The organism is Chromobacterium sp. FG22 (assembly GCF_057809415.1).
Map to the genome: position 1 here is coordinate 77,887 of NZ_JBMDJX010000001.1, position 17,795 is coordinate 95,681.

The 17,795-nt window shown below is 65.7% G+C and carries 14 protein-coding genes and 1 pseudogene; 10 read left to right on the plus strand and 5 right to left on the minus strand.

Going from position 1 to position 17,795, the window contains the following annotated elements; translation table 11 throughout:
* Positions 1–62 precede the first annotated feature (62 nt).
* The 3 genes from ptsP to gap all read left to right on the plus strand — a co-directional run bounded on the left by ptsP (position 63) and on the right by gap (position 5,648).
* Entirely contained in the window at positions 63–2,567 is a 2,505-nt protein-coding gene (gene ptsP, locus ACODSD_RS00355) for a phosphoenolpyruvate--protein phosphotransferase (protein WP_488876563.1), read from the plus strand.
* 159 nt (positions 2,568–2,726) lie between these two features.
* On the plus strand, positions 2,727–4,403 hold the full coding sequence (gene nagE / locus ACODSD_RS00360; RefSeq protein WP_488876564.1) for an N-acetylglucosamine-specific PTS transporter subunit IIBC: 1,677 nt from the start codon (positions 2,727–2,729) through the stop codon (positions 4,401–4,403).
* Positions 4,404–4,634: 231 nt separating this feature from the next.
* Entirely contained in the window at positions 4,635–5,648 is a 1,014-nt protein-coding gene (gene gap / locus ACODSD_RS00365; RefSeq protein ID WP_107801015.1) for a type I glyceraldehyde-3-phosphate dehydrogenase, read from the plus strand.
* A gap of 95 nt (positions 5,649–5,743) precedes the next feature.
* Here gap and ACODSD_RS00370 read toward each other — a convergent pair whose 3' ends face one another.
* On the minus strand, positions 5,744–6,187 hold the full coding sequence (locus ACODSD_RS00370; protein WP_019100282.1) for an Lrp/AsnC family transcriptional regulator: 444 nt from the start codon (positions 6,185–6,187) through the stop codon (positions 5,744–5,746).
* 430 nt (positions 6,188–6,617) lie between these two features.
* On the opposite strand from ACODSD_RS00370, the gene phoB reads away from it, so the two are divergent.
* The 3 genes from phoB to tal all read left to right on the plus strand — a co-directional run bounded on the left by phoB (position 6,618) and on the right by tal (position 10,003).
* The gene (phoB, locus tag ACODSD_RS00375; RefSeq protein ID WP_048412957.1) at positions 6,618–7,307 is read left to right on the plus strand and encodes a phosphate regulon transcriptional regulator PhoB; all 690 of its coding nucleotides are present in this window, start codon (positions 6,618–6,620) and stop codon (positions 7,305–7,307) included.
* Positions 7,308–7,313: 6 nt separating this feature from the next.
* Entirely contained in the window at positions 7,314–8,621 is a 1,308-nt protein-coding gene (gene phoR, locus ACODSD_RS00380) for a phosphate regulon sensor histidine kinase PhoR (RefSeq protein ID WP_235085866.1), read from the plus strand.
* 320 nt (positions 8,622–8,941) lie between these two features.
* Entirely contained in the window at positions 8,942–10,003 is a 1,062-nt protein-coding gene (gene tal, locus ACODSD_RS00385; protein WP_488876565.1) for a transaldolase, read from the plus strand.
* Positions 10,004–10,239: 236 nt separating this feature from the next.
* On the opposite strand, the gene ACODSD_RS00390 is transcribed toward tal, so the two are convergent.
* A complete protein-coding gene (locus ACODSD_RS00390) occupies positions 10,240–10,773 on the minus strand; it encodes a hemerythrin domain-containing protein (protein WP_253313893.1) in 534 nt (177 codons plus the stop codon).
* A gap of 234 nt (positions 10,774–11,007) precedes the next feature.
* Here ACODSD_RS00390 and ACODSD_RS00395 point away from each other — a divergent pair.
* Positions 11,008–11,391 (plus strand): annotated as a pseudogene (locus tag ACODSD_RS00395) (GNAT family N-acetyltransferase); the annotation flags it as partial.
* A 48-nt stretch (positions 11,392–11,439) separates the two neighbouring features.
* Complete coding sequence (ampD, locus tag ACODSD_RS00400; RefSeq protein WP_488876676.1) at positions 11,440–12,027, plus strand: 1,6-anhydro-N-acetylmuramyl-L-alanine amidase AmpD; 588 nt, start codon at positions 11,440–11,442, stop codon at positions 12,025–12,027.
* A 62-nt stretch (positions 12,028–12,089) separates the two neighbouring features.
* Here the strand turns inward: ampD and kup are convergent, their stop codons facing one another.
* Entirely contained in the window at positions 12,090–13,955 is a 1,866-nt protein-coding gene (gene kup / locus ACODSD_RS00405) for a low affinity potassium transporter Kup (RefSeq protein ID WP_107801010.1), read from the minus strand.
* 309 nt (positions 13,956–14,264) lie between these two features.
* On the opposite strand from kup, the gene ACODSD_RS00410 reads away from it, so the two are divergent.
* Both ACODSD_RS00410 and ACODSD_RS00415 read left to right on the plus strand, forming a co-directional pair.
* A complete protein-coding gene (locus ACODSD_RS00410; protein WP_107801009.1) occupies positions 14,265–15,974 on the plus strand; it encodes a proline--tRNA ligase in 1,710 nt (569 codons plus the stop codon).
* 7 nt (positions 15,975–15,981) lie between these two features.
* Entirely contained in the window at positions 15,982–16,623 is a 642-nt protein-coding gene (locus tag ACODSD_RS00415; protein WP_107801008.1) for a lytic transglycosylase domain-containing protein, read from the plus strand.
* A gap of 89 nt (positions 16,624–16,712) precedes the next feature.
* Here the strand turns inward: ACODSD_RS00415 and ACODSD_RS00420 are convergent, their stop codons facing one another.
* Together ACODSD_RS00420 and ACODSD_RS00425 are read right to left on the minus strand one after the other, a co-directional pair.
* Positions 16,713–17,210, minus strand: coding sequence for a MarR family winged helix-turn-helix transcriptional regulator (locus ACODSD_RS00420; RefSeq protein ID WP_107801007.1), 498 nt, complete (start codon positions 17,208–17,210; stop codon positions 16,713–16,715).
* A gap of 132 nt (positions 17,211–17,342) precedes the next feature.
* Complete coding sequence (locus tag ACODSD_RS00425) at positions 17,343–17,771, minus strand: carboxymuconolactone decarboxylase family protein (protein WP_107801006.1); 429 nt, start codon at positions 17,769–17,771, stop codon at positions 17,343–17,345.
* Positions 17,772–17,795 lie beyond the last annotated feature (24 nt).

The following is a 17,795-nucleotide window of genomic DNA, read 5'->3' on the forward strand; positions in this document are numbered from 1 at the left end:
GTCCAGCGGAAGCCGCGCCGGCCGCGGAGACACATCAGTCAGTAAGAATGGAGACGCCCCCCATGTCCGCTACGCTCGAACTCCTGGCCCCGTTTGACGGGCCGTCCGTGCCGCTGAGCCGCGCGCCCGATCCGGTCTTCGCCGGCTTGATGATGGGCGACGGCCTGGCGATCGAGCCGCTGTCCGGCACCCTGCTGGCGCCCTGTGACGGCGAGGTGGCGCAATTGGCGCGCACCGGCCACGCCTTGACGCTGCGAGCCGCCAACGGCGCGGAAGTGCTGATCCACATCGGCATCGACACCGTCAAGCTGGAGGGCGAGGGCTTCAAGCCGCTGGTCAAGGCCGGCGACGCGGTGCGTCAGGGCCAGCCCCTGATCGAGGTGGATCTGGACGCGGTGGCGCGGCGCGCGCCGTCGCTGCTGACCATGGTGGTGATCGCCAATGGCGAGGCTTATGCGCTGGAAAGTCGGGGCGAGGGCTGGCAGCAGGCGGGCCGCAGCGTGTTTCTGACGCTGTCCGGCGGCGCGGCGGCCGACGAGGCCCCCAGCGCCGAGGGCGCGGAAAGCCGCGGTCAGGCCACGGTGCGCCATGCCGGCGGCCTGCACGCGCGGCCGGCGGCGCTGGTGCAGAACGCGGCGCGTCAATATCGCGCCAGCGTGCGGGTGGAGTTCAAAGGCCAGGCGGCCAACGCTCGCAGCGTGGTGGCCCTGATGGGCTTGGGCGTGGCCGAGGACGACGATGTGGCGGTGCTGGCGCAGGGCGAGGACGCGGCCGCCGCGGCCGCGGCGGTGATCGCCGCGCTGCAGACCCGCACCGAATCCGGCCACGGCGGGCCCGCGCCCTTGGCGAGCGCGCCGGCGCGCGCGTTGCCGGCCGGCTGGATAGGCGGCGTGTGCGCGGCGCCGGGCCTGGCCATCGGCCAGGTGGTGCGTCTCGACGCCTTCGAGCCGCAGGTGGCGGAGTTCGCGGTCAACGCCGACAGCGAGCGCGAGCAATTGCGCCGGGCGCTGGCCGAGGTGAGCGCCGGCATCGCCGCCGCCATCGACACAGCCTTGCGCCGCGGCCAGACCTCGCAAAGCGACATCTTCGCCGCCCATCTGGCGCTGGTGGACGATCCGGAATTGCGGGACGCGGCGGAACGGGACATCGCCGCCGGCCACAGCGCCGGCCACGCCTTCCGTCAGGCGGTGCGCGCGCAATGCCGCGTGCTGTCCGGCCTGGGCAGCCCCTTGCTGGCCGAACGGGTGGCGGATCTCAAAGACATTGAACGCCAAGTGCTGAAAGCCCTGTTGGGCGACGCCCAAAGCGAGCCCGCACTGTATCCGGCCTCCATTCTGGTGGCCGAAGACCTGGCGCCTTCCGAACTGACCCGGCTGCCGCGCGAGCGGGTGGCCGGCATCCTGTCCGCCGCCGGCGGCGCCACCGGCCACGTGGCCATCCTGGCGCGCGCGTTGGGCATCCCGGCCCTGGTGGCTTGCGGGCCTCAGGTGTTGCGGCTGGACGCCGGCAGCGAAGTCTTGCTGGATGCGAGCCAAGGCGGCTGTCATCCGGCGCCGGACGCGGCCCTGCTGGCCGCCGCCCGGCAGGCGATGGCGGAGCGCGAGAGCCGCCGCGCCGATATGCGCGCGGACGCCGACGGCGCCGCGGTGACGCTGGACGGCGTGCGCGTCGAGGTGGCCGCCAATATCGCCAACGAAGAGGACGCGCGCGAAGCGGTGCGCCACGGCGCCGACAGCGTCGGCCTGCTGCGCACCGAGTTTCTGTTCATCGACCGTCAGGACGCGCCGGATCGCTACGAACAGGCCAACGCCTATCAGGCGGTGCTGGACGAATTACAGGGCCGCGTCGCCATCATCCGCACGCTGGACGTGGGCGGCGACAAGGAAGTGCCCTATCTGACCCTGCCGCCGGAGCCGAATCCGGCGCTGGGCCTGCGCGGCATCCGCACCGGCTTCGCCCATCCGGAGATGCTGGACGAGCAACTGCGCGCGCTGCTGATGCTGCGGCCCTTGTCCCTGCTGCGCATCCTGGTGCCGATGATCGCCGATGTCGGCGAACTGCGGCGCTTGCGCCAGCGCATCGACGCGCTGGCCGAGGAAGCGGGGCTGAGCGAGCGGCCGCAGCTGGGCGTGATGGTGGAAGTGCCCTCCGCCGCGCTGCTGGCCGACCAACTGGCCGCCGAGGCCGACTTCCTGTCCATCGGCACCAACGACCTGACGCAATACACGCTGGCGATGGATCGTTGCAACGCCTCGCTGGCCGCCAGCCTGGACGCGATGCACCCGGCGCTGCTGAGGCTGATCGAACGCACGGTGGCCGGCGCCAGCCAGCACGGCAAATGGGTGGGCGTATGCGGCGCCCTGGCCTCGGACCCGCTGGCCGCGCCGGTGCTGGTCGGCCTCGGCGTCGCCGAACTATCGGTCAGCCCCGGCCTGGTGCCGGAGATCAAGGCCAAGGTGAGGACGCTGGACCAGCAGGCTTGCCGCAAGCGCGCCGAGCAATTGCTGACGCTGGACTCCGCCGCCGCGGTGCGCGCGCAGGCCGCCGAATGGTGGCCGGAAGATTGAATCGGCCCGGCGCGCAGGCGCGCGCGGGGCTTTTATGAAGTGGTTTTGAGGTCATCGCATGCCGCGGGGACACGCGGCAGCGAGCGGTACAGACACACAAGAAGGTAGCAGCCTGGAGCGCCATGCCCCCATCGGCGTCCATACACTGGGAGACGAGACGTGAGTACCTCTGACAATAAATTCGCTGGCATTCAGCAGCTGGGCCGCGCCCTGATGCTGCCGATCGCCGTTCTGCCCGTGGCGGGCTTGCTGCTGCGCCTGGGCCAGCCGGACCTGCTCAACATCAAAATGATGGCCCAGGCCGGCGACGCCATCTTCGGCAACCTGGCCCTGATCTTCGCCATCGGCGTGGCGGTGGGCTTCGCCAAGGACAACAACGGCACCTCCGGCCTGGCCGGCGCCATCGGCTATCTGGTGATCACCGCGGTGCTCAAGGTGATAGACGAGAAAATCAATATGGGGGTGCTGTCCGGCATCCTGTCCGGCCTGGTGGCCGGCGCGCTGTACAACCGCTACAAGGACATCAAGCTGCCCAGCTACCTGGCCTTCTTCGGCGGCAAGCGCTTCGTGCCCATCGTCACCGGCTTCTCCATGCTCTTGTTGGGCGCGGTGCTGGGCTATGTCTGGATGCCGGTGCAGACCGGCATCGACAGCGTCGGCCGCTGGTTGATCGGCGCCGGCGAGATCGGCGTCTTCGCCTACGGCGTGCTCAACCGCGTGCTCATCGTCACCGGCCTGCACCACATCCTCAACACCATTGTCTGGTTCCAGGTGGGCGATTTCGCCTCCGCCGCCGGCAAGGTGGTGCATGGCGACCTGACCCGCTTCTTCGCCGGCGACAAGACGGCCGGCATGTTCATGTCCGGCTTCTTCCCGGTGATGATGTTCGGCCTGCCGGCCGCCTGCCTGGCGATGTACCGCACCGCCAAGCCTGAGAACAAGCAAGCCGTCGGCGGCCTGCTGTTCTCGATGGCGCTGACCGCGATGCTGACCGGCGTCACCGAACCGGTGGAATTCGCCTTCATGTTCCTGGCTCCGGCGCTGTACGCCATCCACGCGGTGCTGACCGGCCTGGCCATGGCCTTGATGCACGCGCTCAACATCAAGTTGGGCTTCGGCTTCTCCGCCGGCTTGTTCGATTACTTGCTGAACTTCGGCCTGTCCACCAAGCCGCTGTTGCTGATCCCGGTGGGCATCGGCTACTTCGCGCTCTACTACGTGCTGTTCGTGTTCTTCATCAAGAAGTTCGACCTGAAAACCCCGGGCCGCGAAGACGCGATGGTGGCCGTGGCGGCGGTGGCCGCCGGCAGCGACCGCGCGCGCGCCTTCATCGCCGCGCTGGGCGGCGCCGCCAACCTGAAGTCCGTGGACGCCTGCACCACCCGTCTGCGTCTGCAAGTGGCCAGCAACGACAAGGTGAGCGAAGCCGCGCTGAAGGCGCTGGGTTCGCGCGGCCTGATCAAGCCGGCCGCCGGCAGCGTGCAAGTGGTGCTGGGACCGGAGGCGGACCTGATCGCCGACGAAATCCGCGTCGCGCTGGGCAACCCGGACGCCGAGGCGGCCGTCCAAACGGCCGCGCCGGCGCAGGCCCTGGGCGCGGTGGTCGGCATAGACCGCGAACGCTGGCTGGCGGCGCTGGGCGGCGCGGCCAATGTGCTCAAGGTGGAAGCCGTGGCCGGCAGCCGGCTGCGGGTGGAAGTGGCCAACGCGGAGCTGGTGGATCAGGCCGCCCTGCAACAACTGGGGGCCAGCGGCGTCACCGCCTTCTCCGGCACCTTATTGCATATAGTATTGAATAGCGACGCGGGCGATTACGCCGCCGCATTGCAAGGCTGAGCGTCGCTTCCATGCGCCGCGCGTCGCGGGGCCTCGGACAGGCCTTGAGAACCGGGCGTCGCCCGGCGGAATTTGACGCACGGCAAGCTTGGGCGCAATTTCCGCACTGCCGATGTTGGTAATTCGCCCACTACTTATGTAGCGAGTTGATTACAAGCGGAATCAGGCGGACAGTGGTGGCGCAGGGCACGGGAAGATGACCTTGCGCCATTTCAACTTGGAGGATGCATCATGACGTTGCGAGTTGCTATCAATGGTTACGGCCGCATCGGCCGCATGATTGTGCGTGCATGGCAAGAGCGCTATGCCGATCAGGACATCGAGATTGTCGCCATCAACGATCTGGCCTCGCCGGAGCTGCATGAACACCTGACCCGTTACGACAGCGTGCACGGTCCGTTCGCTGCTTCCGTGGCGCTGGACGGCGATCACCTGGTGGTCAACGGCAAGAAGATCAAACTGCTGGCCATCCGCAACCCGGCCGAGCTGCCGTGGAAAGAATTGAACGTGGACGTGGTGATGGAATGCACCGGCTTGTTCACCACCCGCGAAAAAGCCGGCGCGCATCTGCAGGCCGGCGCCAAGAAAGTGCTGATCTCCGCTCCGGGCGGCGAAGGCGTGGACGCCACCGTGGTTTACGGCGTCAACCACCAGCAGCTGAGCAGCGCGATGACCATTGTCTCCAACGCCTCCTGCACCACCAACTGTCTGGCCCCCATGGTGCAGCCGCTGATCGACACCATCGGCATCGAGCGCGGCCTGATGACCACGGTGCACGCTTACACCAACGACCAAGTGCTGCTGGACACCGATCACAAAGACCTGCGCCGCGCCCGTTCCGCCGCCGTGTCCATGATCCCGACCAAGACCGGCGCCGCCGCCGCGGTGGGCCTGGTGCTGCCGCAGCTGAAGGGCAAGCTGGACGGCTTCGCCGTGCGCGTGCCGGTGAGCAATGTCTCGCTGGTGGACCTGACCTTCACCGCCGGCCGCGATACCAGCAAGGAAGAAGTGAACCAGCTGATCAGCGACGCCGCCAAGGGCCCGCTCAAGGGCGTGCTGGGCGTCAACACCCTGCCGCTGGTGTCCTGCGACTTCCTGCACAACCCGGCGTCCAGCACCTTCGACGCCACGCTGACCCGCGTCATCGGCGGCCGCGAAGTCAAAGTGCTGGCCTGGTACGACAATGAATGGGGATTCTCCAACCGCATGATCGATACCGCGGTGGCCTGGCAGGCCGCCAAGTAAGCGCCCAGCGGGGTTCCGGCTCAAGAAACGGACAGGCTTGCCTGTCCGTTTTTCATGGCGCGGCGCCAGGAGCGGGCGCTTGGGACGGCGCCGGTTTATTCATCCTGCTGCAGATCCGGCAGCCGCGGCGGCACCGGCACCTCGATCACGATCGAGGTCTTGGTGTCGCCAAACTGCATCAGCCGCGCGATCAAGGCCTGCAGCGTGGGCATATTGTCCACCACCACTTTCATCATCAGTCCGCTGGTGCCGGTCACCGACATGCATTCGATGATCTCCGGCATGGTGCGGATTTCCTCTATCACCGCGAAGTACTCCAGATGCTTGACCGTCAGCTCTATCATGCAGCAGATGGGCATGCCCACCTTGTTGGGATCGATGGTGGCGCGGTAGCCGGTGATCACGCCTCCGCGCTCCAGTTTGCTCACCCGGTCCGCCACCGCCGGCGGCGACAGATTCACCCGCCGGGCCAGTTCCGCGAAGCTGATTCGGGCGTTTTCGTGCAGTGCGGCGATGATTTTTCTATCAAATTTATCCATTCTTCGATTATAAGGAAATATGACGAAATAAACTTATAAAAAAAGGCGTAATGGCTGAAAATCCAATCAACCATCTGATCAAAACGCCTGTTTGCTACGTAAAATGCTGGCCGTATCAGGGTTGGCCGCACTGTCCCGCGGCCCGCCTGTCCAGATCCGTTGCGGATGAGAATTGTCCCAAAACGCTCTCATTTGAAACTGTCCTGGTGATCTCTTTGTCCCTGGTCTCTAGTCAGATCAAATCTGTATTGACGACGACCATTCCGGGCCTGTTCACAGCAACAGGCCCGTTTTTTTTGGCTTGCTGAGGCGTCTACGGCTGGCGCGTTAAAATAATCTGCGCCAAAGTGGGAAAGTTTGACGAAATGTCATATTTTTGTAATCACCCGTTTTTATCCTTGCCACACACTCAAACGGGAATGGATCAACCATGCCAGCCAATATCTTGCTTGTTGAAGACGAACCGGCAATCCAGGAGCTGATTGCCTTCAACCTGGCGCAGGCCGGCCACCATGTGCTGCGGGCCAGCACCGCCGAAGCGGCGCTGACGCTGGTGCGCAACGCGCTGCCTGACCTGGTGCTGCTGGACTGGATGCTGCCGGGCGCCAGCGGCGTGGACATCGCCAAGCGCCTGCGCGCCGACGAGCGCACCCGCCATGTGCCCATCATCATGCTGACCGCGCGCTCGGACGAGCAGGACAAGATCACCGGCCTGGAAACCGGCGCCGACGACTACATCACCAAGCCCTTCTCGCCGCGCGAGCTGCTGGCGCGCATCAAGGCGGTGTTGCGCCGCCGCGCGCCGCAGATGACCGACGACGCGGTGGATGTGCAAGGCCTGCGGCTGGACCCGGTCACCCACCGCGTCACCGGCAACGGCGGCGTCATCGATCTGGGCCCCACCGAATTCCGCCTGCTGCACTTCTTCATGACCCACCCCGAGCGCGTGCATTCGCGCTCCCAACTGCTGGACCAAGTGTGGGGCGACCATGTGTTCGTGGAAGAGCGCACCGTGGACGTGCATATCCGCCGGCTGCGCAGCGCGCTGGAGGGCACCGGGCACGACACGCTGATCCAGACCGTGCGCGGCACCGGTTATCGCTTTTCCACCCAGCAGTGAGGCCTGATGCCTGAATTTCTGAAACGCACGCTGGCCTCGCTGCTGGCGACCGCCGTCATCGGCCTCGGCTTCTGGCTGGGCTCGTCGGCGGAAGACGGACTGATCGCGGTGGCTATCTGCCTGGGCGGCTGGCTGGCCTTCAATCTCTACCATGTGGCGCTGCTGCTGCGTTGGCTGCAACGGCCGACTCCGGAGCGGGTGCCTGACGGTTTCGGCGTCTGGCACACCATCTTCATGACGCTGTACCGCACCACCCGCACCCAGAGCCAGAGCCAGAAAAAGCTCACCCACGCGCTGGAGCGCTTCATCAACGCCGGGGAGGCGATGCCGGACGGGGTGGTGGTGCTGGACGAGCACGACCGCATCGAATGGATCAACCCGATGGCGGTGGAGCATCTGGGTCTGGACCGCAAACGCGATGTCGGCAACCAGATTCTCAATCTGATCCGCCAACCGGCCTTTCACGCCTATATGAACGAGGCGCGCTTCAGCCAGCCGCTGGTGCTCAACTTCGTGCAGCCGCGCGAACTGGTGATCTCGCTGCAGATGGTGCCCTTCGATTCCACCCGCAAGCTGCTGCTGACCCGCGACATCACCCAGTTGGAGCGGGTGCAGACCGTGCACAAGGATTTCGTCGCCAACGTCTCGCACGAGCTGCGCACGCCGCTGACCGTGGTGGGCGGCTTTCTGGAGACGCTGGGAGACATGCCGCAGGTGGACGACGCCACCTTCCGCCAGTTTCTGCCGATGATGATGGAGCAGTCGCGGCGCATGCAAAGCCTGGTCGAGGACCTGCTGACCCTGTCCAAGCTGGAGAACAGCCCCAAGGCGACGGTGTCGGAGCGGGTGGACATGCAGGACATGCTGGACACGCTGATGGTGGAGGCCGAGGGCCTGTCCCACGGCCGTCATCAGGTCAAGCTGGACCGGCACAGCGACGCCTGGCTGTGGGGCAGCCAGCAGGAGCTGCACTCGGCCTTCGGCAACCTGGTGTCCAACGCGGTGCGCTACACGCCGGAGGGCGGCTGCATCACCCTGAGCTGGAAGGAGGAGGGCGAGCAGCTGCGTTTCTCGGTGGCGGATACCGGCATCGGCATCCCGCGCGAGCATATCCCGCGGCTGACCGAGCGTTTCTACCGGGTGGACCGCGGCCGTTCGCGCGGCAGCGGCGGCACCGGCCTGGGGCTCGCCATCGTCAAGCATGTGCTGGCGCGCCACCATGCGCGGCTGGAGATCCGCAGCGAACCGGACAAGGGCAGCGTGTTCTCCGCGGTGTTCCCGCGCGACCGCCGCAGCGGCTCGCAAGCGGCCTGAGCGCCGCGCCGCGGGGCCGCATGCGGCGTATTCTTGCAAGCTTGGGTCGGCGCTCTTGGCGCGCCGCTCCAAGCGGGTTAGGATGTCCGTTTTAGCCCGCCGATTTTAGAACCTGTTCAAAGTCTGCTGCGCTTCGGCGATACGGCGTTAGAAACCCGCTTCGAAATGCTCATGTACCGTATGTGCATTCCGCTTCCTCGGCTGTTTTCGTCTTGTCTCGCCCTTGTGCGCGAGACTCTGAACAGGCTCTATGGCGTGGTAGCCACCGGCCGGCTCGGCGACGCCGGGTTCGCCCTGACTTTATTCTGGATCGTTCCACCATGAATCGACTGCAATCCATCCGCCCCTTCGGCCAGCGCATCTGGCTGGACAATCTGTCCCGCGAACTGATCGCCTCCGGCGAACTGGCGCGTCTGCTGGCCGACGACGGCATTGCCGGCGTGACCTCCAATCCGGCGATCTTCTACAAGGCGATCAGCGGCGACGCCAGCTACCAGGCCGATCTGGCCCGCCTGAAAGCGGACGCCGGCCTGTCGGCCGAGGCGCGTTACGAAGCGCTGGTGGTGCCGGACATCCAGGCCGCCTGCGATCTGCTGCGCGGCCAGTACGACGCCAGCCAGGGCAACGACGGCTATGTCAGCCTGGAAGTGTCGCCGGAGCTGTCCAACGACGAGGCCGGCACCTTGGCCGCGGCGCGCCGCCTGTGGGCGGAAATCGCCCGCCCCAACGCCATGATCAAGATCCCGGCCACCGCCGCCGGCATCCGCGCCTTCCAGACGCTGACGCGCGAAGGCGTCAACGTCAACATCACCCTGCTGTTCTCGCTGCCGCAAGTGGAAGCGGTGTGGGACGCCTACATCGCCGGCCTGTCCGCCCGTCGCGCAGACGGCAAGGATGTGTCCGGGGTCAAGGCGGTGGCCAGCTTCTTCCTGTCCCGCGTCGACAGCCTGCTGGATCCGCAAGTGGGCGCGGCCCATCAGGGCAAGGTGGCCATCGCGTTGTCCAAGGCCGCTTACGCCCGCTACCGCGAACGTTTCCACGGCGCCGAGTTCGTCGCGCTGAAAGCCGCCGGCGCGCGTCCGCAATATCTGCTGTGGGCGTCGACCGGCACCAAGAACGCCGCTTACTCCGACGTGCTCTACGTGGAAAGCCTGATCGGCGACGAAACCGTCAACACCGTGCCGGACGGCACGCTGGCGGCCTTCCGCGATCACGGCCAGGCCGCGTTGACGCTGCTGGAAGGCATGGACGACGCGCAAACCCTGTTGCACGCGGTGGGCGCGGCCGGCGTGGATCTGGCCGCCGCCGGCGAGAAGCTGCAACAGGATGGCTTGAAGCTGTTTGAGGACGCGTTCGAGCAGTTGCTGAAGCTGACCGCCTGAGAGTGTAAACCAGCTCTGAGAACGTGTTTACGATCTCGCGAGCTAAGGTGAGACAAGGCGAAAACAGCTGAGAAAGCGGAGTGTACACACGGTACATGAGCATTTCGAAGGGGTACTCACCGTGTAACGCTCCACAACGCGCAGCAGATCGTAAACAGGTTCTGAGTGCGGAAAGATAAAAAGGCTGACCAGCGCGGTCAGCCTTTTTTGCGCGTGCGGCCTGGAGCGGCCGTCGTTCAGGCGGCCTGCTGCGTCCGGCGCGCCGCCATGCGCTGCCCGGCGGCGCTCATTTCCTCGGCGCTGATGGCGGAGGCGGCGGTGGGGAACAGCCAGCTTTCCTCTGCAGCGGCGTGTTCGCGGTACTGGCGGGCGAACTCCTCCAGCTCGTTGCGGCTGATACGGTGGATCTTGCCGTCGCGCAGCGCCAGCAGATCGTCGCGGATCGCGTTCCAGCAGGAGTGCAGATAGCCGTGTTCGGCGCTCAGTTGCTCCAGTCGGGCGGCGGCGGTGGGCACCCGCGCCAGAATCAGCGGGAACAGCTCGTCCTCCTCGTCGCTGTGATGGGCGGGGCCGGCCAGATCGAAGTAGCGGACCACGCCGTCTATCGTATTGCGGGCGGCCTCGTTGACGCCGTGTTGCTCGATGTAGGCGGGCAGTTGATCCAATTGCTCGCAGAAGCGGCGAATCTTGTCGTGACAGGCTTGCAGCATTTCCAGCGGCTGTTCGAAGCTGGGCGCGGCGGCGTTGCTCAGAGAGTCCAGCGTCAGCATGGGCGTTCTCCTGTGATGGGTGACGGCCTGCATTCTGCGGCATGGAACGGGCCGCGGCCATGATTCGGCTCAAGCAAGGCGAGCCTTCCGCCGGGCGGGAGCGGTAGAATGCAGGATGAAGGCTTGTCCGCCCCGGTTGTTCTTGATACCGCGTAGGGCCTCAGAAAACAAGTGCGATATTGGACTGTTCCAGTTACCGGATTGTTGCATCGGTTACGCGCGCAGGGAGAGTGAATGCAAGCCCCGTTTGAAGTGAAAAGCCTGGATTTGAGGGACGCCGCGCTGGCCGCGCGCGCCTTGGATCTGCAACTGGCCGCCCACCGTCTGGAGGCGGAGTGGCTGTCCTATCCGCACCTGCCCGTGCTGTGGGCCGATCTGTCCGCGGCGCGGGCCTGCGCCGACGCGGTCTGGGGCGCGTTCGAGGGCGAGAGCCTGCGCGGCCTGCTGGTGGCCTCGCGCCGCGAGGACGGCGGTCTGCATATCGAAAGAGTGGTGGTGGATCCGCAACAGCTGCGCGCCGGCTGGGGCTATCGCCTGCTGAACCGGGCGCTGGTGGGCGAGGGCGAGGTCAGCGTGGACACCGCCGAGGTCAATATCGCCGCGTTGTCCTTGTACCGCAAGGCCGGTTTCGTCGCCGAGCAGCGCTGGTCCACGCCGGACGGCTTGATGTTGTGGCGTTTGAATTATCAGCCGGCCCCGCCGCCTGCTTTGCAATTATTGGAAGACGGCTGGCTGGACGGCGCGCGCCGGCTGCCCTCGCCCAATCACGATGAACGCGGCGAGGGCATGGCGCCGGAACTGCTGGTGATCCACAACATCAGCCTGCCGCCGTATCGCTACGGCGGCTTGGGCGTGGAACAGCTGTTCCAGAACCGGCTGAATCCTGACGAGCATCCGTTCTACGCCGAAATCCAGCACCTGCGGGTGTCGTCCCATTTCTTCATTCGTCGGTCCGGCGAGCTGCAGCAGTTCGTGCCGGTGACGCGGCGCGCCTGGCATGCCGGCGTGTCCAGCTGGCGGGGGCGTGAGCGCTGCAACGATTTTTCCATCGGCGTGGAGTTGGAAGGCTGCGATTTCGAGCCGTTCAGCGAGGCGCAATACCGCACGCTGCAAGCGCTGGCGCGGGCATTGCGGAGCAAGCTGCCGCTTGGCGCCGTCATCGGCCACGAGCACATCGCGCCGGGGCGCAAGACCGATCCCGGCCCGTTCTTCGATTGGGCGCGGGCGGAGGCGGACAGCGGCCTGCAACGCTAGAGTCAGGCGCGAAAAAGCCGGACAGGCAGGGCCGGTCCGGCTTGGGAGCGGGGCGGGAGGGCTTACAGCTCGACTTGCGCGCCCAGCTCCACCACCCGGTTGGTCGGCACCTGGAAGAAGTCGGTGGCGCGCATCGCGTTCTTGCTCATCCACACGAACAGCTTTTCGCGCAGGCGCGACATGCCCGGACGCTCGGTGGACACGATGGTTTCCCGCGACAGGAAGAAGGACGTGTCCATCAGCTCGAAGGCCAGGCCCTGGGCGGTGCAGTCTTCCAGCACCTGCAGCACGTTCGGGTCTTCCTTGAAGCCGTAGCGGGCCACCACGCGCCAGAACGAAGCCGACATCTGCACGATCTCCAGTCTGTCCTCTTCCGCCACGTAGGGCACGTCTTCGGTGCGCACCGTCATCAACACCACCCGCTCGTGCAGCACCTTGTTGTGCTTGAGATTGTGCAGCAGCGCGTGCGGCACGCCGTGCAAGGTGCTGGTCAGGAACACCGCGGTGCCTTGCACCCGCGTCGGCGGATAGGCTTCCAGGTTCTCGATGAAGCTGTCCAGCGGCAGCGCCTGGTCGCGCAGGCGCGTGAACAGCAGCTCGCGGCCCTGCTTCCAGGTGCTCATCAGGGTGAAGATCACCATGCCCAGCACCAGCGGCAGCCAGCCGCCGTCGGCCACTTTATGGATGTTGGCGCTGAAGAAGCCCAGGTCTATGGTGGCGAACATCAGGGTGACGCCCAGCGCCAGCGGCAGCGGCCAGCGCCAGTTGACCCGGGCCACCACGAAGAACAGGCAGGTGGTGATCAGCATGGTGCCGGTGACGGCGATGCCGTAGGCGGCGGCCAGGCTGGACGAAGTCTTGAAGGTCAGCACCACCACCATCACCGCGATCAGCAGCGCCCAGTTGATGAAGGGCATATAGATCTGGCCGATCTCTTTTTCCGAGGTGTGCTGCACTTCCAGCCGCGGGCAGTAACCCAGCTGGATGGCCTGGCGGGTCAGCGAGTAGGCGCCGGAAATCACCGCCTGCGACGCGATCACCGTGGCCAGCGTCGCCATCACGATCAGCGGCAGCAGCGCCCAGTCCGGCGCCAGCAGGAAGAAGGGATTCTTGATCGCCGCCGGGTTTTGCATCAGCAGCGCGCCCTGGCCGAAATAATTCAGCGCCAGGCCGGGCAGCACCAGGCTGAACCAGGCGCGGCGGATCGGCGAGCTGCCGAAATGGCCCATGTCGGCGTACAGCGCCTCGGCGCCGGTCAGCGCCAGCACCACCGAGCCCAGGGTCAGGAAGGAGCCCCAGCCGTTGTGGCCGATGAAGTGCAGCGCGTGGTAGGGATTGAGCGCCTGCAGCACTTGCGGCGCTTGAACGATCTGGTGCAAGCCGAGCAGACCCAGCACGGAGAACCAGACCAGCATGATGGGGCCGAACAGCAGGCCGACGCTGGCGGTGCCGAAGCGTTGCAGCAGGAACAGGCCGGTCAGCACGCCGATGGCCATCGGCAGCACATAGCTTTCCATCGCCGGGGAAATCAGCTCCATGCCCTCGGCGGCGGACAAGACCGACACCGCCGGGGTGATGATGGCGTCGCCGTAGAACAGCGCCGCGCCGAACAAGCCCAGCAGCACGATCTTCCAGCGCGCGGCGTGAGTGGTGTAATGACGGGCCAGCGCCATCAGCGCCATGATGCCGCCTTCGCCGCGGTTGTCGGCGCGCAGCACGAAGGCCACGTATTTGATGGAAACCACGAAAATCAGCGACCAGAAGATCAGCGACAAGATGCCGAAGATGTTTTCCGGAGTGGTGGGGATGCCCTGGCCGGTGAAGCATTCGCGCAGGGTATACAGCGGGCTGGTGCCGATGTCGCCGTATACCACGCCCAAGGCGGCCAGGGTCAGGCCAGCCATGGCCTGTTTGTTGTGATCCTGCATAAGCATCCAATGGAATTGTTCGTCACCGTATATTGCTGCACAGCAATATCGGTGGTTCTTGAGCGCGCAGATTACTCCAGAGGTCTGGGTAAGCCAAGCAAAGGCCGCGCAAGAGCCGAGATGTGTTCTCGTAAAACGACAGAGTCCGGGCTGTCTGCTTGCGCGGCGGCCGCATCTGGGGTAGCCGGCGGGGGGCGGGACACGCATCTTTATAGCGCAAATCGGCGATGCCGGCGCAAGGCTTGGCCGCGAGGCGCGGCAAACGCTACAATCAAGCCCTCAATTACACCGTATTGCCAAGGACGCATCATGCGCGCATCGCAGTTTTTCATTTCCACCCTGAAGGAAGCCCCCGCCGACGCCGACATCGCCAGCCAGAAACTGATGATGCGCGCCGGCTTCATCCGCAAAGTGGCCGCCGGCATTTACTCCTGGATGCCGATGGGCCTGCGCAGCGTGCGCAAGGTGGAAAACATCGTGCGCGAAGAGATGAATCGCGCCGGCGCAATCGAAGTCAGCCTGCCGGTGGTGCAACCGGCCGGCCTGTGGCAGGAAACCGGCCGCTGGGACAAGATGGGCGAGGAGTTGCTGCGCTTCAAGGACCGCCATGAGCGCGATTTCGCCTTGCAGCCCACCGCCGAGGAGCTGATCACCGACATCGCGCGCAACGAGCTGCGCAGCTACCGCGCGCTGCCGAAGAACTTCTTCCAGATCCAGACCAAGTTCCGCGACGAGCGCCGTCCGCGCTTCGGCGTGATGCGCGGCCGCGAGTTCACCATGAAGGACGCCTACTCCTTCGACCGCAGCGCCGACGCCGCCGGCGTCAGCTACGACAATATGTACGCCGCCTACTGCCGCATCTTCGACCGCCTGGGCCTGAGCTACCGCGCCGTCGCCGCAGACACCGGCGCGATCGGCGGCGACCGCTCGCATGAATTCCAGGTGATCGCCGACACCGGCGAGGACGCCATCGTCTACTGCCCGGGTTCCGACTACGCCGCCAACATCGAACTGGCCGAAGCCGTGGCCCCGGCCGGCGAACGCGCGGCCGCCGGCGCGGCCATGGCCAAGGCGCACACGCCCAAGGTCAAGACCATCGCCGATCTGGTGGGCTTCCTGAACGTGGACGTCAAGCAGACCGTCAAGGCGGTGGTGGTGGACGGCGACGAAGATCAGCCGGTGCTGTTGCTGGTGCGCGGCGACCACGAGCTGAACGAAGTCAAGGCGGAGAAGATCGCCGGCATCAAGAAGCCGCTGACTTTCGCCTCGCCGGCCGCGATCAAGGCCGCCTTCGGCGCCAATCCCGGCTCGCTGGGCCCGGTGGGCTTCAAGGGCCGCGTCATCGCCGACCGCACCGTCGCCAAGATGGCCGACATGATTACCGGCGCCAACGAGGACGATCAGCACTACACCGGCGTCAACTTCGGCCGCGATTGCGCGGAGCCGGAAGTGATGGACATCCGCAATGTGGTGGCCGGCGACGCCTCGCCGGACGGCAAGGGCGAGCTGGCGATCCAGCGCGGCATTGAAGTGGGCCATGTGTTCTATCTGGGCACCAAGTACTCGGAAGCGATGAACGCCACCTTCCTGGACGAGGACGGCAAGCCCAAGCCGTTCGAGATGGGCTGCTACGGCATCGGCGTCACCCGCATTCTGGGCGCGGCGATCGAGCAGAACTTCGACGACAAGGGCATGATCTGGCCGGACGCCATCGCGCCGTTCGCCCTGGTGATCTGCCCGGTGGGCTATGACCGTTCCGCCGAGGTGAAGGCCGCCGCCGACGCCTTGTACCAAGGCCTGCTGGCCAAGGGCGTGGACGTGATCCTGGACGACCGCGGCGAGCGCCCGGGCGCGATGTTCGCCGATTGGGAACTGATCGGCGCGCCGCATCGCGTCACCATCGGCGACCGCGGCCTGAAGGAAGGCAAGGTCGAGTACCAGCACCGTCGCGACGCGGAGGCCAGCGCGCTGGCCGCCGATGCTATGCTGGAACAAGTGCTAGCCAAACTGGGGCTGTGACCGTCTTATGATCCGATCCGGCATCGTCGTATTGTTGGCCGCGCTGGCAGCGATGCCGGCGTGGGCCGGCGCGCAGAAGGAAGAGGCGCTGGCCGCCAACGTCGCTTCCACCATGCGCCGTTCGGTGTCGGACGCCAACGCGCCGCGGCTGGTGTTCGACGACCAGCGCGAGGCCGACGCCTGGCTGGGAGAGATGTCCAGCCGGCTGGCCAAGCGGATTCCGGATAAATGGACGCGCGAGCGTCTGCTCACCGCCATCCATTACGAGGCCACCCGCGCCGGCCTGGACCCGCAGCTGGTGCTGGGCCTGATCCAAGTGGAAAGCGGCTTCAACAAGTACGCGATCTCCGGCGCCGGCGCGCGCGGGCTGATGCAGGTGATGCCGTTCTGGGTGCGCAGCATAGGCAATGCGCAGCACAATCTGTTCGATCTCACCACTAATCTGCGCTACGGCTGCACCATTCTGCGTTACTACCTGGATATCGAGCGCGGCAATCTGTTCCGCGCGCTGGGCCGCTACAACGGCAGCCTGGGCCGCGCCGAGTATCCCAATCTGGTGATGGGGGCCTGGAAAGGCCGCTGGCACTGGGTGGCGCCGCTGCCGGTGAAAACGGCGGCGGCGGGCGCCGCGCCGCCGCTGCTGCGCTGAAGCGCGGATGCAAAAAAAAACCGGCTCTGGAATCCAGGCCGGTTTTTTTGTCCGCTCAGCGCGGCAGGCTACAGGAGGGCGCGCGCATTTCAATCCTCCTGGGTTTGCAGCATCTTTTTCAGCAAGCGCGCCAGCGTGGCGCGTTCTTCCGCGTCCAGCATCTCGATCAACTCGGCCTCGGCCGACAGATGGTTGCCGACGGCGTCCTCGATCACCTCGAAGCCCTTGGGCGTCAGCGTCACGATCACGCCGCGGCGGTCGCCCGGGTCCGGCGAGCGGGTCACCAGGCCGGCTTCTTCCAGACGATTGATGCGGTTGGTCAGCGCGCCGGAGGAAATCAGCACCATGCCTTGCAGTTGATTGGGGGACAGCTGGAACGGCTCGCCGCCGCGGCGCAGCGCGGCCAACACGTCGAATTCGCCGACATTCAGATTGTGGCGCGCCAAATCGTGCAGTACGCGGCGGGTGACGAAGTACTCCATTCGCACAATGCGGCCGACCACTTCGGTGGAGGACGGGTCCAAGTCCGGGCGAACCTCGCGCCACAGGGCCACGATACGGTCAATCTGGTCTGGTGCTTGTTGCATCACTGACGGTTCCTGATGTGTGGGTGACAACTGGATGACTACCGGGCGCAGAGATTAGCACGGCTTGAAGTTAGTTTATCTTCACGTGAAAGAATAGTCTTCAGTCATCACCCGCACCAGCGGGAAGCGCGCTTACTGACGCATGCTGACCGCCAGCCGGTTGAAGGCGTTCATCAGGGCGATGGCGAAGCTCAGGTCCGCCACTTCTTCCGGGCTGAAGTGTTCCTGCAAGGGCAGATAGTGCTGGTCCGGCGCCTGGGTGACGGCGATGTCGGTCAGCGATTCAGCCCATTCCAGCGCCGCGCGCTCGCGGGCGCTGTACAACTCGCTGACGCGCCAGCCGGCCAGAGAATCGATGCGTTCATTGCTTTCCCCCCTGGCGCGCAGGGCCGACGCGTGCATTTTCAGGCAGAAGGCGCAGCCGTTGATCTGGGATACGCGCAGGTAAACCAGCTCGATCAAGGGCAGGCCCAGGCTGCTGTGCTGCAGGCTGGCTTTGACGCTGGCCAGCCCTTGGTAGGCGGCGGGGGACAGTTGGGTGTAGGGCAGGCGCAGAGACATGGCAATTCCTTTCAAGAGAGAGAG